Annotated in this window: 20 protein-coding genes and 2 tRNA genes; 12 read left to right on the top strand and 10 right to left on the bottom strand. The window is 65.4% G+C overall.

Annotated elements, in window-relative coordinates; genetic code table 11:
* Positions 1 to 48 precede the first annotated feature (48 nt).
* Genes rnc through nagZ form a run of 6 tightly spaced genes read left to right on the top strand, consistent with a single transcriptional unit; the run spans position 49 to position 4,941 of the window.
* Complete coding sequence (gene rnc, locus F7Q96_RS10520; RefSeq protein WP_006578554.1) at positions 49 to 819, top strand: ribonuclease III; 771 nt, start codon at positions 49 to 51, stop codon at positions 817 to 819.
* Positions 816 to 1,766, top strand: coding sequence for a GTPase Era (gene era / locus F7Q96_RS10525; RefSeq protein ID WP_053822158.1), 951 nt, complete (start codon positions 816 to 818; stop codon positions 1,764 to 1,766). Before rnc ends, era begins: the two co-directional genes overlap by 4 nt.
* The gene (gene recO, locus F7Q96_RS10530) at positions 1,759 to 2,646 is read left to right on the top strand and encodes a DNA repair protein RecO (protein WP_053822157.1); all 888 of its coding nucleotides are present in this window, start codon (positions 1,759 to 1,761) and stop codon (positions 2,644 to 2,646) included. Before era ends, recO begins: the two co-directional genes overlap by 8 nt.
* 7 nt (positions 2,647 to 2,653) lie before the next feature.
* Complete coding sequence (pdxJ, locus tag F7Q96_RS10535) at positions 2,654 to 3,448, top strand: pyridoxine 5'-phosphate synthase (RefSeq protein ID WP_053822156.1); 795 nt, start codon at positions 2,654 to 2,656, stop codon at positions 3,446 to 3,448.
* Positions 3,445 to 3,873: a holo-ACP synthase gene (acpS, locus tag F7Q96_RS10540; protein WP_053822155.1), complete on the top strand. Its 429-nt coding sequence runs from the start codon at positions 3,445 to 3,447 to the stop codon at positions 3,871 to 3,873. The genes pdxJ and acpS overlap by 4 nt, the downstream gene beginning before the upstream one ends.
* An 18-nt stretch (positions 3,874 to 3,891) precedes the next feature.
* Complete coding sequence (gene nagZ, locus F7Q96_RS10545; protein ID WP_053822154.1) at positions 3,892 to 4,941, top strand: beta-N-acetylhexosaminidase; 1,050 nt, start codon at positions 3,892 to 3,894, stop codon at positions 4,939 to 4,941.
* 114 nt (positions 4,942 to 5,055) lie between these two features.
* On the opposite strand, the gene efp is transcribed toward nagZ, so the two are convergent.
* On the bottom strand, positions 5,056 to 5,616 hold the full coding sequence (gene efp, locus F7Q96_RS10550) for an elongation factor P (protein WP_006578548.1): 561 nt from the start codon (positions 5,614 to 5,616) through the stop codon (positions 5,056 to 5,058).
* 177 nt (positions 5,617 to 5,793) lie between these two features.
* Positions 5,794 to 6,978, bottom strand: coding sequence for an elongation factor P maturation arginine rhamnosyltransferase EarP (earP, locus tag F7Q96_RS10555; RefSeq protein ID WP_151022607.1), 1,185 nt, complete (start codon positions 6,976 to 6,978; stop codon positions 5,794 to 5,796).
* 113 nt (positions 6,979 to 7,091) lie between these two features.
* Here earP and uvrC point away from each other — a divergent pair, with 113 nt between their 5' ends.
* The 5 genes from uvrC (at position 7,092) to F7Q96_RS10580 (ending at position 12,518) form a co-directional block, all read left to right on the top strand.
* A complete protein-coding gene (uvrC, locus tag F7Q96_RS10560) occupies positions 7,092 to 9,221 on the top strand; it encodes an excinuclease ABC subunit UvrC (protein ID WP_082371505.1) in 2,130 nt (709 codons plus the stop codon).
* Between the two features lie 169 nt (positions 9,222 to 9,390).
* Entirely contained in the window at positions 9,391 to 9,990 is a 600-nt protein-coding gene (pgsA, locus tag F7Q96_RS10565; protein ID WP_053822153.1) for a CDP-diacylglycerol--glycerol-3-phosphate 3-phosphatidyltransferase, read from the top strand.
* A gap of 159 nt (positions 9,991 to 10,149) precedes the next feature.
* Positions 10,150 to 10,225 (top strand) — tRNA-Gly (locus F7Q96_RS10570).
* Positions 10,226 to 10,282: 57 nt separating this feature from the next.
* Positions 10,283 to 10,358, top strand: a tRNA-Gly gene (locus tag F7Q96_RS10575).
* A 228-nt stretch (positions 10,359 to 10,586) separates the two neighbouring features.
* Positions 10,587 to 12,518 carry a tyrosine-type recombinase/integrase gene (locus F7Q96_RS10580; protein ID WP_004350679.1) on the top strand — a complete coding sequence of 644 codons (1,932 nt, stop codon included), beginning with the start codon at positions 10,587 to 10,589 and terminating at the stop codon, positions 12,516 to 12,518.
* Between the two features lie 199 nt (positions 12,519 to 12,717).
* Here the strand turns inward: F7Q96_RS10580 and F7Q96_RS10590 are convergent, their stop codons facing one another.
* Positions 12,718 to 13,374, bottom strand: coding sequence for a substrate-binding domain-containing protein (locus F7Q96_RS10590; protein ID WP_003149848.1), 657 nt, complete (start codon positions 13,372 to 13,374; stop codon positions 12,718 to 12,720).
* Positions 13,375 to 13,493: 119 nt separating this feature from the next.
* Between F7Q96_RS10590 and F7Q96_RS10595 the strand changes: the two genes are divergently transcribed.
* The gene (locus F7Q96_RS10595; protein ID WP_003149846.1) at positions 13,494 to 13,787 is read left to right on the top strand and encodes a helix-turn-helix domain-containing protein; all 294 of its coding nucleotides are present in this window, start codon (positions 13,494 to 13,496) and stop codon (positions 13,785 to 13,787) included.
* 21 nt (positions 13,788 to 13,808) lie between these two features.
* Here F7Q96_RS10595 and F7Q96_RS10600 read toward each other — a convergent pair whose 3' ends face one another.
* The 7 genes from F7Q96_RS10600 to dsbD all read right to left on the bottom strand — a co-directional run bounded on the left by F7Q96_RS10600 (position 13,809) and on the right by dsbD (position 20,873).
* Entirely contained in the window at positions 13,809 to 14,699 is an 891-nt protein-coding gene (locus F7Q96_RS10600) for a LysR family transcriptional regulator (protein ID WP_004350675.1), read from the bottom strand.
* Between the two features lie 37 nt (positions 14,700 to 14,736).
* Positions 14,737 to 15,060, bottom strand: a complete 324-nt coding sequence (locus tag F7Q96_RS10605) for a hypothetical protein (RefSeq protein WP_003149844.1) — start codon at positions 15,058 to 15,060, stop codon at positions 14,737 to 14,739.
* A 31-nt stretch (positions 15,061 to 15,091) separates the two neighbouring features.
* Positions 15,092 to 16,468, bottom strand: a complete 1,377-nt coding sequence (locus F7Q96_RS10610; protein ID WP_004350672.1) for a dihydrolipoyl dehydrogenase — start codon at positions 16,466 to 16,468, stop codon at positions 15,092 to 15,094.
* A gap of 42 nt (positions 16,469 to 16,510) precedes the next feature.
* Positions 16,511 to 17,317, bottom strand: a complete 807-nt coding sequence (locus F7Q96_RS10615) for a sulfite exporter TauE/SafE family protein (RefSeq protein WP_004350669.1) — start codon at positions 17,315 to 17,317, stop codon at positions 16,511 to 16,513.
* Between the two features lie 90 nt (positions 17,318 to 17,407).
* Positions 17,408 to 18,181 carry a thiol:disulfide interchange protein DsbG gene (dsbG, locus tag F7Q96_RS10620; protein WP_003149839.1) on the bottom strand — a complete coding sequence of 258 codons (774 nt, stop codon included), beginning with the start codon at positions 18,179 to 18,181 and terminating at the stop codon, positions 17,408 to 17,410.
* Positions 18,182 to 18,183: 2 nt separating this feature from the next.
* On the bottom strand, positions 18,184 to 19,020 hold the full coding sequence (locus F7Q96_RS10625) for a TlpA disulfide reductase family protein (RefSeq protein WP_004350666.1): 837 nt from the start codon (positions 19,018 to 19,020) through the stop codon (positions 18,184 to 18,186).
* Entirely contained in the window at positions 19,020 to 20,873 is a 1,854-nt protein-coding gene (gene dsbD / locus F7Q96_RS10630) for a protein-disulfide reductase DsbD (RefSeq protein WP_004350664.1), read from the bottom strand. Before dsbD ends, F7Q96_RS10625 begins: the two co-directional genes overlap by 1 nt.
* Positions 20,874 to 20,895 lie beyond the last annotated feature (22 nt).

The following is a 20,895-nucleotide window of genomic DNA, read 5'->3' on the forward strand; positions in this document are numbered from 1 at the left end:
CGGCCGGAGCGCGCCATTCGACTACCTCTTCGGGAACGCAGTACTGACATGAACCTCGACGCCTTGCAGCAACGACTCGGCTACCGTTTCAGCAAGCCCGAATTGCTGCAGCAGGCGCTGACGCACCGCAGCCATAGCGCGCAGCACAACGAGCGGCTGGAATTCCTGGGCGACTCGGTGCTGAACTGCGCCGTCGCCGACATGCTGTACGGCATGTTCGGCAAGCTCGACGAAGGCGATCTGTCGCGCGTGCGGGCCAATCTGGTCAAGCAGCAGGCGCTGTACGAGATCGCGCAGATGCTGCAGCTGTCGGAGTCCCTGCGGCTGGGCGAAGGCGAGCTGAAAAGCGGCGGCTTCCGCCGTCCCTCGATCCTGGCGGACGCCCTCGAAGCCATCGTCGGTGCAGTCTTTCTCGACGCCGGTTTCGAGGCCGCCCGCAGCCTGATCCGCAAGCTCTATATTCCGATCCTCGAACAGGTCGACCCGCGCACGCTCGGCAAGGACGCCAAGACGCTGCTGCAGGAATACCTGCAGGGCCACAAGATCGCGCTGCCCCAGTACAACGTGATCGCGACCCACGGCGCCGCCCATAATCAGCAGTTTGAAGTCGAATGCATCGTGCCTAAACTGGAAGTGCAGGTATTCGGCACCGGGGCCTCGCGCCGTGCCGCCGAACAGGCGGCCGCCAAGCTGGCGCTGGAAGAGGTGCAGCGGCTGGTGCCCCAGCTGCTCAAGCGCAGTCGCGCCGAACGCACCGGCAAGACCCGCAAGCAGCCCGTTCCCCCGGATCCGCAGTTGTCTCTCAGGTTGAAGGAATGACCGAATCGAATCGCCCGCAACCGGAGTCCACGGACTCCGCCGCGGCAAACCCGCCCGCGGCATTCCGCTGCGGCACCGTGGCCATCGTCGGGCGGCCCAACGTCGGCAAGTCGACCCTGGTCAATGCGCTGGTTGGCCAGAAGATCAGCATCACGTCCCGCAAGGCACAGACCACGCGCCACCGGCTGGTCGGCATCCAGACCACCGACGACACGCAATACGTGTTCGTCGATACGCCTGGCTTTCAGACCCGGCATGCCAGCGCGCTCAATCGCTCGCTCAATCGCGCCGTGACCTCGACGCTGTCGTCGGTCGATCTGGTGCTGTTCGTGGTCGAGGCCGGCCAGTACGGCGCCGACGACGAGAAGGTGCTGACGCTGCTGCCGCGCAATACGCCGGTGCTGCTGATCGTCAACAAGATCGACCGGCTGCCGGGCGAGCGGCGCTCGGAAATCATGTTCCCGTTCCTCGAGAAGATGGGGCAGCAGTTTCCGTTCCGCGAGGTGGTGCCGATGTCGGCCAAGACGCGCGACCATATCGAGCGCCTGCTCGGCATCATCCGGCCCTATCTGCCGGAAGGCGAGCCGATGTACGACACCGATGCGCTGACCGACCGCAGCGAGCGCTTCCTCGCCTCCGAGATCATCCGCGAGAAGGTGTTCCGCTGGACCGGCGACGAGCTGCCATACACCAGCACCGTCGTCATCGACAAGTTCGAGACCGAAGGCCGGCTGCGGCGCGTGTTTGCCACGATCCTGGTCGAGCGCGATGCGCACAAGGCGATGGTGATCGGCGCCAAGGGCAGCAAGCTCAAGCAGATCTCGACCGAGGCGCGCCTGGACATGGAGAAGCTGTTCGACGGCAAGGTCTACCTGGAGCTGTGGATCAAGGTCAAGAGCGGCTGGGCCGACAACGAAGCCGGACTGCGTGCCTACGGATATGAGTGACCGCCCGGCGGTCCCGGCGCCTGCGCGGCGCGGGACCGCCTCCGCGCGCCGCGCGGACCCGGTGGCAGAGGAAGCCGCCGAAGTACTCGACAGCGTCGGCGCCGAGCTGGCCGGCGCGCGCGCGATGATGGATCGGGCGATGCGGATCGTGCCGGCGCGCACCGAGCTGCGCGTGGTCAATCAGCCGGGCTTCGTGCTGCATGCGTGGCCGTATCGCGAAACCAGCCTGATCGTCGATGTCTTCACGCGCGACCACGGCCGCATGGCGCTGGTTGCCAAGGGCGCCAAGCGTCCGCATTCGGCGCTGCGCGCGGTGCTGCAGCATTTCCTGCCGATCTCGCTGTCCTGGAGCGGGCGCGGCGAGGTCAAGACGCTGACGAAGGCCGAATGGATCGGCGGCATGCCGCCGCTGGCCGGCGAGGCGCTGCTGTCCGGCTTCTACCTGAACGAGCTGCTGCTGCGTTTCTGTCCGCGCGAGGATGCGCACGAGGCGCTGTTCCGCCATTACATGACGACGCTGACACGGCTGGGGCAGGGCGAGCCGGCCGCCCTGGTGCTGCGCGGCTTCGAGCGCGTGCTGCTGCAGGAGACCGGCTTCGCGGTCGCCTTCGATCGCTGCACGTCGACCGGCGAGGCGGTGCAGCCGGACCTCGATTATGTCTACCAGCCCGAGCGCGGCGTGCGGCGGGCGCATGCCAGCGATCCGTCGTCGTGGCCGGTCGTGTCCGGGCAGACGCTGCTCGACATGTCCCGCGACGACTACAGCCGCGCGCAGACCGTGACGCAGAGCCGCGCGCTGATGCGCTTTCTTCTGCATTATCATCTGCAAGGCGTGCCACTGAAGACGCGCCAGATCCTGATCGACCTGCAAGCCCTGTGATCCCCCTATGATTTTCCACGCTCATCCCGGTGCGAACTCGAGCTTCATCGCGCTCGGCGTCAACATCGACCATGTGGCGACGCTGCGCAACGCGCGCGGCACCGTCTATCCGGATCCGATCCAGGCCGCCTTGCAGGCCGAGGAGGCCGGCGCCGACCTGATCACGCTGCATCTGCGCGAGGACCGCCGCCATATCCGCGACGCCGATGTGCGTGCGCTGCGGCCGCAGCTGGCCACGCGGATGAACCTCGAATGCGCGCTGACGCAGGAGATGCTGGACATCGCCTGCGAGATCCGCCCGCAGGACGTCTGCCTGGTGCCGGAGCGCCGCGAGGAAGTGACCACCGAAGGCGGGCTCGACGTGGCCGGCCGTTTCGAGCAGGTCAAGGCGGCGTGCCGCCAGCTGGCCGACGCGGGCATCCGCGTGTCGCTGTTCATCGATGCGCAGGCCGAGCAGATCGAGGCCGCCGCCGCCAGCGGCGCGCCCGTGATCGAACTGCATACCGGCCGCTATGCCGATGCGCAGACGAGCGAGGACCAGGCGCTCGAATTCCGCCGCATCGCCGACGGTGTCGACACCGGTCTGAAGCATGGCCTCGTCGTCAACGCCGGCCACGGCCTGCACTACACCAATGTGCAGCCGATCGCCGCGCTGCCGGGCATCGCCGAACTCAATATCGGCCACGCGATCGTCGCGCACGCGGTATTCGCCGGCTGGCAGAACGCGGTGCGCGAGATGAAGGCGATCATGGTCGCCGCCCGGCTCGGCACGCGTTATCCCGCGCCGAAGGCTCCGGCGTGATCTACGGCGTCGGCACCGACATCATCCAGATCGAGCGCGTGCGCGGCGTGATGGCCCGCACCGGCGGACGCTTCGCCGAGAAGGTGCTGGGGCCGCAGGAGCTGGCGGTCTATCATCGGCGCCGCGCGCGCGTCGACAAGCGCGGACTGGCCTTCCTGGCGACGCGGTTCGCCGCCAAGGAGGCCTTCTCCAAGGCGATCGGCCTGGGCATGCACTGGCCGATGACCTGGCGCGCGATGGAGCTGCTGAACCTGCCGTCGGGCGAGCCGTACGCGCATTGCCACGGCGAGCTGGCGCAGTGGCTGAACGAACGTGGGCTGACGGTGCGCGTCAGCGTCAGCGACGAACACGACTATGCGGTCGCCTTCGCGATCGCGGAACGGACGGGGCCGGCGGAAGCATCGGGCGTGCCCCTACCCAGATAACTCCTTCTCCTTTCACCGATGACCAAGAAGAACGCAGGCAAGCGACCGGGCCCGGTCGTGCTCGATGTCAAGGGCAAGCAGCTGGACGCCGACGATGCGCGCCGCATCTCGCATCCGTTGACCGGCGGGGTGATCCTGTTCGCGCGCAACTTCGAGTCGCGCGCGCAGCTGGTCTCGCTGACGCGCGAGATTCGCGCGCTGCGCGACGACGTGCTGATCTGCATCGACCATGAAGGCGGCCGCGTGCAGCGCTGCAAGACAGATGGCTTCACCCATCTGCCGGCGATGGCGAAACTGGGCGAGCTGTGGGATCGCGACGTGCTGGCCGCGACCCGTGCCGCGGTGGCCTGCGGCTATGTGCTGGCGGCCGAGCTGCGCGCCTGCGACATCGACCTGTCGTTCACGCCGGTGCTCGACCTGGACTATGGGCGCAGCGGCGTGATCGGCGATCGCGCCTTCCATGCCGACCCGCGCGTGGTGGCGATGCTGGCCAACCATCTGACCCATGGCCTGCTGCTGGCCGGCATGGCCAACTGCGGCAAGCATTTCCCCGGGCACGGCCACGTCGAAGCCGATTCGCACGTCGCGGTGCCGGTCGACGAACGCACGCTGGACCAGATCCTCGAGCAGGACGTGCGGCCGTACCAGTGGATGGGCATGACGCTGGCCTCGGTGATGCCGGCCCACGTGATCTACCCGAAGGTCGACCCGAATCCGGCCGGCTTCTCGCGCTACTGGCTGCAGGACATCCTGCGCGGCCAGCTCGGCTTCGAGGGGGTGATCTTCAGCGACGACCTCAGCATGGAAGGCGCCAGCGTCGCCGGCACCGTCACGCAGGGCGCGCGCGCCGCGCTCGATGCCGGCTGCGACATGGTACTGATCTGCAATCATCCCGAGCGCGCCGACCAGCTGCTGGCCGAGCTCGACGTGTCGATCGACAAGGCCTCGCAGCGGCGCGTGCGCCGGCTGTTCGCACGCGGCAAGGCGATGGACTGGAACAAGCTCGAGCAGGACGCGGGCTATCGCGGCGCACTGCGGCAGCTGCGCGATGAGGGACTGATCGGCTGAAGCCGCAGCGCGTAGCGCTCGCCGCCATGAGCGCCGCGCAATGAAAAAGGGCAGCCGGTCGGGCTGCCCTTTCTTTCGTCTCGGCACGGACCGCGCGGGTCCGTCCGCGTCGCCTTAGTTGGCGCGGCTGCGGTATTCGCCGGTGCGGGTGTCGATCTCGATCTTGTCGCCGATGTTGCAGAACAGCGGCACCTGCAGCTCGAAACCGGTATTGATCTTGGCGTTCTTCAGCACCTTGCCCGACGAGGTGTCGCCCTTGACGGCCGGCTCGGTGTAGACGATCTCGCGCACCAGCGTGGTCGGCATTTCGACCGAGATGGCCTTGTCGTTGTAGAACACCACTTCGACGTTCATGCCGTCTTCGAGGTAGTGCAGGGCGTCGCCCATGTTGTCGCTTTCGACTTCGTACTGGTTGTAGTCGGCGTCCATGAACACGTACATCGGGTCGGCGAAGTACGAGTAGGTGCATTCCTTGCGATCCAGCACGACCACTTCGAACTTGTCGTCGGCCTTGAACACGGCTTCGCCCGGTGCGTCGGTCAGCAGGTTCTTGTACTTCATCTTGACGACCGCGGCGTTGCGGCCCGACTTGTTGTACTCGGCCTTCTGCACGACCATCGGATCGGCACCGATCATGAACACGTTACCGACGCGGAGTTCCTGTGCGGTTTTCATCTGAACTAATCTTCCTGAATTAAAAATGTCTGGGAGTTCGGCGTGGCGAGAGCGCGCCGGCTCGGCGCGCGTTCGCGATCCGTGCTCAGTTCCGCGCGGGGCCCGCGGGATCGGACGCCGCAAGGCGCCGCGCGGGCAACCCAGGATGTCCAGCCCGGTCGCCATCAAATCAACCCGCTATTTTACCCGACTTTCGCAAAAGGCTACGAGGTTCGCTGCGAGATCGCCCAGCGCGGCCAGGCTATGCTGCCAGCGCTGTGCGGTACGCGCCAGTCCGGGCAGTGCGGCGCGCAGGCCATCCCACGCGGCCGCGACATCCGCGGGCGGGGCCGCGCCGTTCCAGGCATGCCAGAAGCGCGTGATCGCCGCGGCGTCGGCCGGCTCGCCGATCTGCTGCCGGTAGAGCGTCAGAAACGCGTCCAGCTTGACGCGGTGGGCGTCGTCGGCCTGCGGATAGATGTGCCAGACGAAGGGGCGCGCGGCCCATTGGGCACGAACGAACGAATCCTCGCCGCGCACGAAATTGATATCGCAGGCCCACAGCAGTTCGTCGAACTGTTCCTGCGGCAGGAAGGGCACCCGATGCAGGTGCAGCCGTCCCAGCGTGCGCGCGGTTTCCGGCGCCGCCCCCGTGGCGTCCGGGCCGGCCCAGGCGAAGGCCTGCTGCGCCGCCGGACCAGCCGGCATCAGGCACTGAACGGGCTCGTCGCCGTCGCGCCAGTGGGCCAGCAGCGCCGGCAGCGCGGGATTCGGATAGGCGAACAGGCTGACCCGGCGCGCGCCGTCGATCGGCGTGACGCCGAGCCGATGCCATAGCCGCGCCTGCGCCGCCGGAGAGCCGGTGAAGCTGCGCCGCTGCATGCCGAGCAGCGATTCGCGCAGCACGCCGCCGGTGCCCGGCTCGAAGCCGGGGAAGAAGAAGTACTTGACCAGGGGCAGACGCGGATTCGGCGAGGCCATGCCGTGATGCTCACGCACCCAAGGCTCGGCGCTCAGATATTCGAGATTGATCCATGCCGGCTTGCGCGCGGCCTGTGCCATGCGCGCGACGAAGGCCGGCGGCAGTTCGCAGGCAAAGGCCTCGATCACGGCGTCGTGCGGGACGACCGCTTCGCCCGACTCATCGAGCCCGGCGTCGCTGCCTGCGATCCAGCGGCGCACCTCGACGCCGGCCAGCCGCTGCCGGCTGGCCGCGGGATCGAGCGCCGGCGCCAGGCGGGCAAAGCTGCCCAGATCGTCGACCCACAGCCGCACCGCATGGCCATGCTCCTGGGCCAGTTGGCGCGCCAGCCGCCAGCAGACACCGATGTCGCCGAAGTTGTCGATCACGGTGCAGAAGATGTCCCAGGAGCGGATGGTCATGGCCGGAATTGCTCTAAACTTGCCATTTTAGAGCCCCGCGAGCCTTCGCGCCTCCGCGCGTCAGGCGTTCGACGTTCGCGGCGGCCGATCGCATGTCCCTGCCGCCTTCCCCGATGTCACGTCCGGATCCGCAACCCGCTGGCACGCCCGCCGAGGCCGAGCCGCGCATCGACACGCCCCAGCCGGCGCTGCCCGAAGCCGGTGCAGCGTCCACCGACGTTTTGGCTGTGCCTGCCCAGGGCGGCGCGCCGTCGCAGGAGCCGCAGCCGCGGCCGGAGCCGGAACTGGAAACCAGCTTCGATCCCCGCCCGGTGATCGCCGCGCTGCCGGGCCTTCCCGGCGTCTACCGCTATTACGACGCGGCCGGCGGCGTGCTCTATGTCGGCAAGGCGCGCGACCTGAAGAAGCGCGTGTCGAGCTATTTCAACAAGACCCAGCTGTCGCCGCGCATCGCGATGATGGTGTCGCGCATCGCCCGCATCGATACCACGGTGGTCCGCAGCGAGGCCGAGGCGCTGCTGCTCGAGAACAACCTGATCAAGGCGCTGACGCCGCGCTACAACATCCTGTTCCGCGACGACAAGTCGTATCCGCTGCTGAAGCTGTCGGCGCATCGCTATCCGCGCATGGCGTACTACCGGGGCGCGACCGACAAGCGCCACCAGTATTTCGGTCCGTTCCCGAGCGCGCATGCGGTGCGCGAGAGCATGCAGATCCTGCAGAAGGTATTCCAGCTGCGCACCTGCGAGGACACCGTCTTCAACAACCGCACGCGGCCGTGCCTGCTGCACCAGATCCACCGCTGCACGGCGCCGTGCGTCGGCGCGATCAGCGAAGACGATTACGCGCGCGACGTCGGCAACGCCGCGCGCTTCCTGCAGGGCCGGCAGAAGGAGGTGCTCGAGGGCCTGCAGCAGAAGATGGAGCAGCACGCCGAGCGGCTCGAGTTCGAGCAGGCCGCCGCGGTGCGCGACCAGATCGGCGCGCTGTCGACGGTGCTCAAGCGCCAGGCGGTCGAGGAGGTCGGGCAGAGCAGCGATATCGACATCCTCGCCGTGGCGGTGCAGGGCGGACGCGCCTGCGTCAACCTGGCAATGGTCCGCGGCGGCCGCCATCTGGGCGACAAGGCGTATTTCCCCGCGCATGTCGACGAGGCCGCGATGATCGTCGACGAGGAGGCCGAGGAGATCGTCGCCACGCCGGTCGGCGGCGAAAGCGCCGAGTCGGCCCAGGCCGCGCAAGGGGCCGAAGTTGCCGAGTCGGGCGCCGCGGTGGCCGAGCGCGTCGCCGCCAACGTGCTGGCCGCCTTCATGGCGCAGCACTACCTCGATCAGCCGGTGCCGCCGATCCTGGTAGTCAGCCACGCCCCCGCCGACGGCGCGCTGATGGAGGCGCTGACGATGCAGGCGGGCCGCCGCATCACGCTGGTGCGGCAGCCGCAGGGCCAGCGGCGCGCCTGGCTGGAGATGGCGCAGCAGGGCGCCGCGCTGGCGCTGGCGCGGCGTCTGGCCGAGCAGGGCAGCCAGGAAGCGCGCACGCGGGCGCTGGCCGATACCATCGGCATCGAGTTCGACGATCTGGGCGCGCTGCGGGTCGAATGCTTCGACATCAGCCATACCGCCGGCGAGGCGACACAGGCCTCGTGCGTGGTGTTCCATCACCATGCGATGCAGAACAGCGAATACCGGCGCTACAACATCGACGGCATCACGCCGGGCGACGACTATGCGGCGATGCGGCAGGTGCTGACGCGCCGCTATCAGAAGCTGGTCGAGCGCAGCCAGGAGGACAGCGCCGCGATGCCGCATATCGTGCTGATCGACGGCGGCAAGGGCCAGGTCGAGGTCGCGCGCCAGGTCTTCGAGGAACTGGGGCTCGATATCGGACTGCTGGTCGGCGTGGCAAAGGGCGAGGGCCGCAAGGTCGGCCTGGAGACGCTGGTGTTTGCCGACGGACGTCCCGCGCTGGAACTGGGGCAGGGCAGCGCGGCGCTGATGCTGGTGGCGCAGATCCGCGACGAGGCGCACCGTTTTGCGATCACCGGCATGCGCGCGCGCCGGGCGAAGACGCGCACCACCTCGCGGCTCGAAGAGATCGAAGGGATTGGCGCCCGCCGGCGGCAGAAGCTGCTGACCCGCTTTGGCGGCATCCGCGGCGTGATGGCGGCCAGCGTCGACGAACTCGCCAGTGTCGATGGCATTTCGCGCGCCCTGGCCGAGGAAATCTACCGGCAGCTGCATTGAGGCGGCGCGCCGGCCGCCCGGCGCGATCGGCGTGGCCGCCGGCACAGCAGGCACATCCGACGCCGGCGCGGAATGCAATCGGCCGGGCTCGCTTCGGGAAATGCTCAATTGATGTCGGAATCGGCGACAATCGCGGGATTGTCCCGTCTTCGACCTGCCGATTCCGCCTATGCCGCTGAATATTCCGATCCTGCTGACCTGGCTGCGCGTTGCCATGATCCCGCTCGTGGTCGGCGTCTTCTATCTGCCCGACGCCTGGCTGTCGATGCCGACGAAGAACCTGACGGCGGCGGTGTTCTTCATCGTGGCGGCGGCGACGGACTGGCTCGACGGCTTCCTTGCGCGGCGCTGGAACCAGACCTCGTCGTTCGGCGCCTTCCTTGACCCGGTCGCGGACAAGCTGATGGTCGCCGCGGCGCTGCTGTCGCTGCTGGCGCTGGATCGCGTCAGCGATCTGATCGCGCTGGTCATCATCGGCCGCGAGATCACCATTTCGGCGCTGCGCGAATGGATGGCGCAGATCGGTGCGTCCAGGAGCGTCGCCGTCAACTTCCTGGGCAAGCTCAAGACCACGTTCCAGATGATCGCGATCCCGCTGCTGCTGTTCGATGCGCCGCTGTTTGGCATCGACGCCGGCATGCTGGGCGGCTGGCTGATCTATGTCGCCGCGGTGCTGACGCTGTGGTCGATGTTCTATTACATGAAGCTGGCGTGGCCCCAGATCCGGGAGCGCAGCGCGGCCGCCGCCCGGGCCGCGGCGCAAAAGTGAGGATCAGTGCAAAAATATGCTTGACTTCATTGCCGGATGTTTGCATAATTTCGTTCTCGCTTCTGACGAAACAAAACGAACGAAGCGAGATGCAGCAAGAAGCGAGCGATATGCAGTGATTTAGCGCCGTTTTGCTGCATGTGCAGTACGCAGGACACTGCGGGAGTAGCTCAGTTGGTAGAGCGCAACCTTGCCAAGGTTGAGGTCGCGAGTTCGAGACTCGTCTCCCGCTCCAGAATTTTCTGGTTGATCCGGAAGCAGCATGTTCCGGGTTTGCCGCAGCAGGTGTCATGCGGGAGTAGCTCAGTTGGTAGAGCGCAACCTTGCCAAGGTTGAGGTCGCGAGTTCGAGACTCGTCTCCCGCTCCAAGTTTTGATCTACAGACTTCCACTGACGTCTGTAAGTCATTGAAATTAGGGGCTTCGGCCCCTTTTTTCATTCCAGCCAAAGCCACGGAAATCCACCGACAGCCAGCGTTTTTGAGGCCAAAATTGAGGCCAGAGAATGCGGGTGGTGCCGGTTCCGGGTTGTTGCTGGGGTTGGATCGGGATGACCAGCAGCATTGAGCCTAAGTCTCACGACTTAGGAGTTTGATGATGGCACTCTCTGATCTGACCGTGCGGCAAGCCAAGGCCGCCAAGAAAACCTACAGCATCCCCGATACCGATGGCCTCGGCCTGGTGGTCGCCCCCACCGGCGGCAAATCGTGGCACCTGCGCTACTACTGGCTCGGCAAGCAAAAACGCATATCCCTGGGCAACTATCCCGAGATCGGCCTGCGCGAAGCCCGCACCTTGCGCGACGAAGCCAGGGCGCTCCTGGCCCAAGGCATCAACCCCCACACCGACCGCAAGCAGAAACGGCATGCGGTCAAGCTGGCCTCGGACTACACATTCAAGGCAGTCTTCGATGCTTGGGTCGAGCACCGCGCCAAGGAACTCAAGGAAGGCCGGAACAGCACACTGTCGCAGATCAAGCGGATCTTCGAGAAAGACGTGCTGCCCAGCCTCAAGCAGATGTCGATCTATGACATTCGCAGGCCGCAACTCCTGGGCGTCCTGGCGCGGATCGAGAAGCGCGAGGCCTTCACCACTGCCGAAAAGGTCCGGACCTGGCTGGGGCAGCTATTCCGCTATGCGCTCGTCATCGTCGAGGGCATGGAGGCCAATCCGGCCACGGACCTGGACGTAGTGGCCGAGCCCAAGCCCGCGGTGACCCATAACCCCTACCTGCACCTGCCCGAGCTTCCCGAGTTCCTCCAGAAGCTCAGGCTCTACAACCCGCGCGGCTGGCAAACCCAGCTCGGTATCCGCCTGCTGTTCTTGACCGGCGTGCGCACCGGCGAACTGCGGCTGGCGACCCCGGATCAGTTCGACCTCGACCGTGGGCTTTGGATCATCCCCCCGCAGATCGTCAAGCAGCTTCAGGACGAGATGCGCAAAGCGGGGAAGCGGCCGCAGGACGTACCGCCCTACATCGTGCCGCTGTCCCTTCAGGCCATCGAGATCGTGCGCTACCTCCTGGGGGTGATGCGGCCCGCCCAGCGCCACCTGCTGACGCACCGCAGCGAACTCAAGAAGCGCATCAGCGAGAACACGCTCAACGCCGCCTTGAAGCGGATGGGCTACGAGGACAAACTGACCGGCCACGGTATTCGTGGAACCATCTCGACGGCACTCAACGAGATCGGCTATCCCAAGATTTGGGTGGACGCGCAGCTTTCGCATTCCGACCCAAACAAGGTGAGTTCGGCCTACAACCACGCCAAGTACGTGGAACCGCGCCGCCGGATGATGCAGGACTGGGCCGACCGCCTCGACTTGCTCGAACAGGGCCAAGTCGAAGCGGCCAGCGCGCACCTCACTATCCACATCGAGGGCGTACCGGCCATGGCGGAGGAGGACAAGCCCGACGCCATCGTTGCAGCTTCCTCTGCGCCTCCCGTTCCGCCGGTGGTGGCCACCCCCATCGTCGTGACGCCGAACGAAGGGGGCATCACCTTCCAACGGTTGTCGCAGGTGCCGCCATCCCCGACTCATGCGCCAGAACCCGAGGTGTCGGCCATCCAGCGCGAGCGCGAGGAAATGCTGGCCATCTACGAATCGCCGAGCAGTCTGCCGGTGCCCCTGTTCGGCAAGTTGGCTGGAAAGTCCAAGGACCAGATCAACCGCGAGTTGAAGGCGGGCAAGCTGCTCTCCATCAGCCTGGGCAACCGGGGGCAGCGAGTTCCCGATTGGCAACTGGTGCCGCTCAAACACAAGCTGGCCCAGGTGCTCATGCGCCAGTACCCCCAGGCGGATTCATGGGAGCTTTACCGCATGCTGACCCAGCCACATCCCGACCTGGGTGACCGCGCGGCCATCGACATCGTGACGCCAAGCAATCTGGGCATGGTGGTACAGATCATCGCAGGCAGCGAGCCACATGCGAATGCTCCCGAGGTCGTACCGCCGCGGCCTATCTCCGAAGAGGTGCGCCAGAGTGTTCGCCGGCTGATGGAGAGCGCTGTCGCCTTGGACGGCGCATAGGGTTACAGCCCTCGCGGGGGCCTTACGGCCCCCGCGCTACATCTGCACCGCCTGCATGAGTTCGCTCAGCACGCTGTGCGGGAGCGAAGGACACGGCGCCGGTATGCGCCGTCGAGAAATCGAGCAGACGATCATGCATGTCCAGCAGATCGCCGGACGCCTGGCGTCTGCACATCAGGGAACGCTCAGCGCGGGCGCGCTATCGGGTATTCGATTGGACTGCACTATCCTTGGCTACCTGCATCGCTCTGCGCTCGAACCGCTCAGAAACCGCGTTAGTTCGTCCTTTGAGGCGCTGCAGATGAGTCACGACCTCGTAGGGCCCCTCGGCCAGCGGCCGGGCGGTGATCCCCCATGCATCAGCGCGCTCGATGCGCGATTGCGCGGTGATCCCGACACCATAGCCAGCGCCGACCCATAGCGCCAACATGTCGAACGAGGTCACATGCTGGACGCTCTGCCGGCTTAAAGACGGGAGGGATGACAGCCGCTGATCCAGTAGTGAGCAGCTTTCTGCCGGCCAGCGAAACACGGGGTAGTCCAAAAGTTCGGCGATCGTAAGCTTTGTCTGGGCGAGCAAGGGGGACCACAATGGCATGGCAACAGCGATGTTCTCGATCCACAAGGGTTGGCTTTTCAGAGACGGAGCGCTTACGGCCCGAAGCGACATTCCTGCGTCGTAACGACCTTCATCAATGCCCGTCACCAGGTCGTCACTTGATGTCTCAAAGAACGCGATAGTGATTTCCGGCTCTTCCGCGCGTTGCAGGGCGAGAAGCGAGGAGAAGCATGAGGATGGCACCCCAGGTGCTATCGCAAGCCTGAGATGGGGAAACTGGCTGGTGGCATCATGCATGCGAGCCCCCAAAAAGTGTTCTGGCCGAGTAGGTGAACTTGCATCGTGGTCAAGAGTGAAGTTTAACGCCGTTATCTTTAACGTGGTTAATTTTGGCAGATTGTTTGACGCTTCTGCTAATGCAGAAATCAACCATTCAGCCAGGCCGTCCTTCTGGCACAACAACGTATGAATCCGCAGCGGCGACAGCTTTCGGACAGGCCGTGCGCGCTGCGCGCGTCGCACAAGGAGTCGCGCAAGACGAGTTCGCATCTCGGGCAGGCATTTCGCGCTCGCACATGGGCAAGATCGAGCGTGGAGAGCACGTGCCCACGCTGCCCCTCATACTGAAAATTTCAGTAGCACTTGGGATAAGCGCGGCTGAATTGATGGCGGCCACCGAGCGCAATCTTCGTGCCGAAACCGATCTTTGAGGGTGTCTGCCAGCGGGGCCTTCAGCCGCTCGCAGAGTCACGTAGGCGAACGATGAACCGCTCCAGCGAAGCCGACAAATCACTGCTGTCGGCCCGCAGCAAGTAAGTCGTGATGACGGCTGAATCGATGGCCAGGGGACGGATCACCACGTCCGGGCGTTGGCAAACCGGAATCTTGCTCGCCGCGAGAAAGCCGATACCGTAACCAGCACCGACCAAGGTGAGCATCATGTCCAGCGAGGACACCTCCTCGACGACGTTCAACTTGTGCTCAAGCACCTGCAGCAGTCGTGTCAGTTCCCGGCAGTAGCCCTCGCACGCATGGGGATCGCACAAGACCAGTGGATGGATCCCGACTTCTTGGAGCGGGACCTTTTTGTGGGCGAGCAGTGCGTGCCGTGCCGGCACGGCAATGACCAATGGATCTCGCCAGATGGGCTCAGCCCGTATGTCGTCGCCGACGTCGGCCGTATGCGCGAATCCGATCATGAAATCCCCGGACCGCAGGCCGCGCAACTGCTCGGCCAGCGGAACCTCGGACAGCCGTATCTCGATCTCCGGCTCCTCCGCGCGGCACCGGGCCAGAAATGCCGACAGGCGAGCATCGATTGCCCCGTCGGAAATCGCGATGCGCAGACTGCCTCGCAAACCTGCTGCCACGGCCTGGGCGTTTTCGCGTGCCTGTTCGAGCACGGTGAACAATCTGCGGATATCTTGAAGAAAGACAACACCCGCCGACGTCAGCACGGTTCCACGGCGGTTCCGGTCGAACAGCACGACCCCTAGCTCGTCCTCCAGTTCTTTGATGGCACGGGACAAGGGGGGCTGTTCGATGTGCAGGCGCTCGGCGGCGCGCGTGAAATGCAACTCTTCAGCCAGGGCCATGAAATAGCGCAGATGTCGTAATTCCATGGTCTCAGCCCCCCCATGCCGAACCGGCAGTCGCGTGCTACGCCCGTATGTAGATCCATCCCGCTTGCTGCATGCGCGCCATCTCGATAACAGCAGGCCCGTCCAGTACTTCGAGCGGCTCTCTGTTGTCCCTGCCGATCCGCGAAAGTGTGTTCGGGCATACCCAGGTGAGCGCGTCGAGGTCGGAAGGTGCCGTGTCCAGGGCGGCGGCGACGGCTTGCGCGTTCGCAACGATGCGCACATCGGCATCGGGCGCCGCGCGCTTGAGATTGGTTGCATTGCTTCGCGCACGCTCAAAGGCTTCTGCCGTCGGTGCGTGGAGGATCACTTTCAATGTGGGGCGCTGGGTGTCTTGGGTCATGGTCGGTCGGTGGTGCAGTCAGAAGGGTTGTTCACGGGCGCATCTGCTGGGATGCGGATTTCAAGGCGCTTTGCAGCATCTCCTCGATGGAGGGGTGGTAGTACGGCATGGCCAGCAGATCGTTGACGGTCTGCTTCGCCTGGATCGCCCAAGCGATCAGGTGCGCCAGGTGCTCGCCTTGCGTCAGGAGCATGCTGGCACCGAGCAAGGCGCCTGAGCCGGGGTCGGCATAGATGTGCAGCAGGTTTTCCGGAGCACCAAGAATCTTGGAGCGCCCGTTGCCGCTGCCTTCCGCGGTGCCGACGACCGCGCCTTCCTGCACCGCCGCCTCGTAGGTCATGCCGACTGCGCACGCATCCGGGTCGGTGAACAGGATCGTGATCGGCACGCGCCGGGATGCGCCCGGCCAACTTTCGCCGCGCAAGCTCGCCAGTGCGGCTTGCGCTGCCATCTGACCCTCGTCCGCGGCCTCGTGCATCAGAGGGCGATCCGGCTGCACATCGCCTGCGAAGAAAATCGGCACCTGGGACGGCCCGCAGGCCTGCATGGTCGCGGGGTCGATGCTCGGTCGGCCAGCCTGATCCAAGGAGATGCCGGCCGCGGCGAGATCGAGCGCCTCGGTATTGGGTTGTCGTCCCGTCACGACGAGAAGCCGATCCACGAGCGCGTCGCGCTCGCCGGCGCGCATGCGCACCTGGTCGCCTTCAAGGCTGACTTCGACGGCGGCGCCCAACCACATCGGCAACTCGGTCTCGAACCTGGCGATCGCCCGCTCCAGGACATCGGGGTCCTGGATGCCGCCGATGGCGTCTTTCTGGTCTGCCGCGACCACCTGCACATCCAAGCGAGACAGGGCCAGGCCGAGTTCCAGCCCGATGGCGCCCAGTCCCAGGATTCCCATCCGTGCGGGCAGGACGCCCAGGTCGAACAGGGTATCGGTGGTCAGGATGCGGGAGGCAACGCCGTCGAGCGCTTTGGGGACCACCGGGCGAGAGCCCGTCGCCACGATGAAGGCGCTGGCCTCGATCCGTTGTTCACCTGCCTGCAAGATGCCCGGCGCGACGAAGCGCGCTTCGGCCATGATCAGGCTCTCGCCAGCCGCCTTGCGCGTGCGCTCCGCGGCGGCGCCGGCCAGCGCATCCCTGGTCTGGCGGGCGTGGGACCATAAGGCCTGCGGCCCTTGGGTCGATGGCGTGGCGCTCGCTGCCAGTGCCTTGGCGACCTTCCAGTGCATGCCGGCATGCAGGGCCGCCTTCGAGGGCATGCATCCGACGCGCGCGCAGGTCGTCCCCAATGGCCCCCGATCGATCAGAACCACCTGTTTGCCTGTCGCTTTCAGCGCATGGAATGCGGTGCTGCCAGCGGTTCCCGCGCCAATGATGGCGACATCTACTTTCCTTGTCTGCATTGAATTTTCCCGTCCACAATCAATTAATCGAACATCGGACCTCTAGCCAACATTGCGCATGAGCATGAGGGCCGCCACGGCCACGCAGGTGATCGAAAACACCCGCTGGAGCATCTTTGAGGGAATCCTGCGTGCCAGAACACGGCCGAGCGACATGCCCACGAGCGCCGTGAGAACGAATGTCCAGGCGGGCGCGGTGAGCGTCATGCCATGACTCCACGCGATGAACACGGTTACAGCGGACAGCAGCGCGATCACCATGAGCGAGGTCGCGACGATGCTGTGCATGCGCAGCTCGCTGAAATGCGCCAGAGCCGGGACGATGATGAATCCGCCGCCCACCCCCAACATGCCCGTGGCCAAACCGGAGACGATGCCGATGCTCCCCAGCGTGGTCGCTGTTCGCACGTTCCAGACGAAGCGGCCGGTGTCCTTGGAGATCTTGCAGACCCGGGCTGGCTCGTCAGCCAGATCGTCCTGCGTCTGGCTGCCGCGAGATGACATGAACATCCGGTAGGCCACCACGAGCATGATGGCGACGAAGATCAGGTTCAGCCATCGAGGCGAAAGCCAGTGGGCAAACTGCACGCCCAGCGGAGCCGTCACGGCGCCGGCAGCCGCCAACATCATCGCTGCCTTGTACCGAACTACCCCCTGGCGCAAGCCCTGCAAAGCGCCCAGGGTCGCCGCTGCTCCCACGGCGAGCAGCGCCACGGGCGCGGCCTGACGGATGTCCATGCCCAGGCCGAACACCAGCGCCGGCACCGCGAAGATGCCGCCGCCGGCGCCAGTCAATCCCAGCACGGCTCCGATGATGAGGCCCAGCACTCCACCCGTCAGCGAGAGCATAGTGAATGATCCTTTGTGCAATTTCCGTTGAGCAGCCTGAGATGCGGGCTGAGAGAAGCGGCCATCAGGTTCGGCGCCTGGGCGGCTGGTTCAGCGCGGCCCCAGCACTTCACCCAATTGCGCCCCTCGCGGCATGCCGTTGTACTTCTTGAGGATCCCATTGGGGCCGCGTACAACGATGCCGGGCGTCCCCCGGAAGCCGGTGCTCGCCATGAGTGCCAGGTTGTCATCGAGGATCTTGCGCACATCGGCAGGCACGCTCTTGGCTGGCGTAATCCCGCCCTGGCCAAACTGCCGCTCGTTCGTCAACAACGCCGCACTCCGGTCAGGCGCGCCAAGAATGGCCGCGGCTTTGGCCGGGCTGTCATCCTTGATGATGCCTACCAGAATGTGCCGCAACTGGACCTTGCCGGAATCCACCCAGGGGCGTGCAGCTTCCCAGAAGGCGTTGCAATAGGGGCAGTTGGCATCGCTGAAGGTGTAGATGACGCGCGGCGCATCTGCCTTGCCGTCCAGCACCCAGGTGGACGACTGCAGCTGCGACCATTCCTTGTCGCTGACCGGCTTGGCGGCCAGCTTTTCCAGGTCCGCTTCGTCCATTGGCTCGCCCTTGGCGTTCAGGCGAGTTCCCACGATGGCATTGCCATCGCTCGTGATGTACACGGCAATGGGCCGGTCACCCGCGACGGCAGCGAAGGCGCGCAGACCGCCGCCGACCTTGAATTCCTGCGTGACGGTCAGGCCCTGACCTTCCAGCGCCTTGAGGACGGCCGGCTTGTCAGCCGTCTCTGCCTTGCTGCAGCCGGTGACCACCATGAAGCTGGCGGCCAGCAGGAACGAAATGTGCGAGCGTTGTGCAAACATGGTTACTCCTTGTCTGTCTTGATCTGTTGGGCTGGCGCGAATCGGCGCGACACCGTGTGTTTGAGGCTGGCCATCGTGAGTTCGCCCAGATGGGTATCCACCAGGCGTCCTTGCTCATCGAAGAACAAGGTGGTGGGCAGGCCTCGCGATGCGACGGCCTGCATGGTCTGGGAAGCGGGGTCGAGCAGCACATCCTTGAGATGCAGGCGTTCGCTCTCAAGAAAGGCGCGGGCTTGCTGGGCGCTCTCTCCCTGGTTGACCATGACAAAAGCGATATCGGGATACTGCGCTTGTGCCTGCTCGAACACCGGCATCTCGCGACGGCATGGTGGACACCACGACGCCCAGAGGTTGAGCACGACGGGCCGCCCAGCATAGGAATTCAGGACGACTGGCTGTTCATCGAGCGTTGCGAGCGTCAACGCTGGCAACGGCGGTGCCGAGCGCTGCAGCAGAGCCAGTACGCCCCCGGTAGCAAACCAGGCTGCGAGTCCGACCGCAACTCCCGCCAATACAGGCCGGCGCAATGCCCGAACCGCACGGGTGCGCCACCAGATGAGCGCCAGCGCTGCCAGGACACCGACCCACCACGAAAAGCCTTGGTCGCCAATGGAAATCATGGACATCGGCGACTGCGCGTACTCTTCCCACCATTGCGCGATGTAGCCGAGGCGAGCCGCCACAAACCCCACAAAAGCGGCGTCCAGCAACATTCCGCCGGCCGCCTTGTACGGAGAGTCGGGCAACCGCTTGGCAACCATGCGCGCCACCGCCCAGGCCAGCAGGACGGCCAGGAAGACGGCAACGACTTGGACGGAGAACGGACCTACGCTGATCATCAGGAACCTGCCTTGTCCAAGCGCACCAGGAAGGCGCGGGCATCGATCTCACCGACGACGCGCAGGTCCCGGCGTTCCGTACCGTCCGGGCCAACCAGAATGAGCGTGGGCGGCCCCATGACACCCCAATGCTTGAGCAAGGCCTGATCGGTCGCATCATTGCGCGTCACATCTGGTCGCACGACCTGCATCCGGGCCAGGCGGGACGCGACGGCGGGGTCGCCGAATACGTTGCGTTCGATCACATGGCAACTGACGCACCAGTCGGCGTAGAAGTCGATCAGGGTCCATTGGCCGCGCGAAGCGGCCTGTGCCAAATGCGCATCCACGTCCTCGACCGATTTCGCCTGCAGGTAAGCGACGCCGCCCGCCGCCGGTGCTGGCGAAGTCGAACCACCGCGCAGGTGGGCCAGCGGCTGCAATGCCGATTCGCCGCCAGAGGCCGCGCCGACCAGCATCAGGATGGACCACAAGCCGGCGAAGACGGCGCCGGACCGCAGCGACCATGCCAGCCGATGCTTCGCTGCCACGGCCTGGCCCCACGCGATCAGGCCAATCGCCACCGACAAGACCCATGCGCCCCACAGAACCAGGCTGACCGTGCCGGGCAGGAAGCGCGTCAGCATCATCACGGCCATGCCCACCATGACGTAGCCGAATGCCACGCGCACGCGGTCCATCCACGCGCCAGGCCGTGGCAGGACCCGGGCACCGAACACGGCGATGGCCAGCAGGGGCAGTCCCATGCCCAAACCCAGCGCGAACAAGGCCATGCCACCGTAGACCGCGCTGCCGGTCTGCCCGATGTACAGCAATGCGCCTGCCAATGGAGCGGTCATGCAAGGCCCGACCAGAAGCGCCGAGAGGAAGCCCAGCGCCGCCGCGCCGGAGATGCTCCCGCCCGAGCGATCTCTACCGGCGGATTCGACCCGATTGATCAGCGCCGAGGGCATCTGCAGCTCGAACAGGCCGAACAGTGAACTCGCCAGGACCAGGAACAAGGCTGCAAACGCTCCGAGCAGCCAAGGCGATTGCAGTGTGGCTTGCAGGTTGGCCCCGGCCAAGCCAGCGGCCACGCCCACCGCGGCGTAGGTGCCCGCCATCGCCAGGACATAGGACAGAGAGAGGAAGAAAGCCCGCCGCGGCTTGGCCTGGCTGCCGACGACCATGGTGGAGACGATGGGGATCATCGGGAGCGAGCATGGTGTGAAAGCGAGCAGCAAGCCGAAGCCAAAAAACAGCAGTGTTCCCCACACGGGGCCCAATGCTGCTAGGCGCTGCGCTGCCGCTTGATCCTCTGCCACCTCGGTAGCTCCGCCCAAGCTGACTGTGTTGGTGGAGGTCAAAGCCGAACTCCGCTGTACGGAGTCATTGCCGGTCGGGGATGTGCCGGCCACCACTGCCGGCAATGCCACATTCATGGTCTGCGGCGGATAGCAGATACCTGCCTCCGCGCACCCTTGCCAATGCAGTGTCAGCGGGCCGGGGGCGGTGGCGGGAAAGCGCAGATTGAGGGCATCGCCCGTATAGATTTCCGTATCGCCAAAGAATTCGTCGTGTTTGGCTGTTCCTGCCGGAAGCGTCAGGCTGACTTCATGGCCCTGCGCATCGACCAACTTGATGGCATGGCGATAAACGTAGTAGCCATCGGCAACGTGTCCAGCGGCCGAGAACGAATCGCCCTGCTGCTGCACAGCGTCCAGCTTGAGAACTTCGGCAACGTCCAGAAATTGCCGCTCGCTGCGGCCCCAGGAGGGAAAAAGGCCGTCCGCCCACGCACTGCCGACCGCACAACCACACAGGAGAAAGATCGCTACGATGCGCCGATAAAAAGCCAAATCCGAGTCCTCCAAGCAAAGCTGCCTGGATCATGCG

The organism is Cupriavidus gilardii, from assembly GCF_008801915.1.
GTDB lineage: Bacteria > Pseudomonadota > Gammaproteobacteria > Burkholderiales > Burkholderiaceae > Cupriavidus > Cupriavidus gilardii.

What these genes read in the sequence shown, in the direction of transcription:
- F7Q96_RS10610 (WP_004350672.1), bottom strand. Translation starts at nt 16,468, where the DNA reads ATGCAGACAAGGAAAGTAGATGTCGCCATCATTGGCGCGGGAACCGCT.
- rnc (WP_006578554.1), top strand. Translation starts at nt 49, where the DNA reads ATGAACCTCGACGCCTTGCAGCAACGACTCGGCTACCGTTTCAGCAAG.
- pgsA (WP_053822153.1), top strand. Translation starts at nt 9,391, where the DNA reads ATGCCGCTGAATATTCCGATCCTGCTGACCTGGCTGCGCGTTGCCATG.
- uvrC (WP_082371505.1), top strand. Translation starts at nt 7,092, where the DNA reads ATGTCACGTCCGGATCCGCAACCCGCTGGCACGCCCGCCGAGGCCGAG.
- efp (WP_006578548.1), bottom strand. Translation starts at nt 5,616, where the DNA reads ATGAAAACCGCACAGGAACTCCGCGTCGGTAACGTGTTCATGATCGGT.
- F7Q96_RS10580 (WP_004350679.1), top strand. Translation starts at nt 10,587, where the DNA reads ATGGCACTCTCTGATCTGACCGTGCGGCAAGCCAAGGCCGCCAAGAAA.
- F7Q96_RS10605 (WP_003149844.1), bottom strand. Translation starts at nt 15,060, where the DNA reads ATGACCCAAGACACCCAGCGCCCCACATTGAAAGTGATCCTCCACGCA.
- F7Q96_RS10625 (WP_004350666.1), bottom strand. Translation starts at nt 19,020, where the DNA reads ATGATCAGCGTAGGTCCGTTCTCCGTCCAAGTCGTTGCCGTCTTCCTG.
- earP (WP_151022607.1), bottom strand. Translation starts at nt 6,978, where the DNA reads ATGACCATCCGCTCCTGGGACATCTTCTGCACCGTGATCGACAACTTC.
- F7Q96_RS10600 (WP_004350675.1), bottom strand. Translation starts at nt 14,699, where the DNA reads ATGGAATTACGACATCTGCGCTATTTCATGGCCCTGGCTGAAGAGTTG.
- recO (WP_053822157.1), top strand. Translation starts at nt 1,759, where the DNA reads ATGAGTGACCGCCCGGCGGTCCCGGCGCCTGCGCGGCGCGGGACCGCC.
- era (WP_053822158.1), top strand. Translation starts at nt 816, where the DNA reads ATGACCGAATCGAATCGCCCGCAACCGGAGTCCACGGACTCCGCCGCG.
- nagZ (WP_053822154.1), top strand. Translation starts at nt 3,892, where the DNA reads ATGACCAAGAAGAACGCAGGCAAGCGACCGGGCCCGGTCGTGCTCGAT.
- pdxJ (WP_053822156.1), top strand. Translation starts at nt 2,654, where the DNA reads ATGATTTTCCACGCTCATCCCGGTGCGAACTCGAGCTTCATCGCGCTC.
- F7Q96_RS10615 (WP_004350669.1), bottom strand. Translation starts at nt 17,317, where the DNA reads ATGCTCTCGCTGACGGGTGGAGTGCTGGGCCTCATCATCGGAGCCGTG.
- F7Q96_RS10595 (WP_003149846.1), top strand. Translation starts at nt 13,494, where the DNA reads ATGCAGAAATCAACCATTCAGCCAGGCCGTCCTTCTGGCACAACAACG.
- F7Q96_RS10590 (WP_003149848.1), bottom strand. Translation starts at nt 13,374, where the DNA reads ATGCATGATGCCACCAGCCAGTTTCCCCATCTCAGGCTTGCGATAGCA.
- dsbG (WP_003149839.1), bottom strand. Translation starts at nt 18,181, where the DNA reads ATGTTTGCACAACGCTCGCACATTTCGTTCCTGCTGGCCGCCAGCTTC.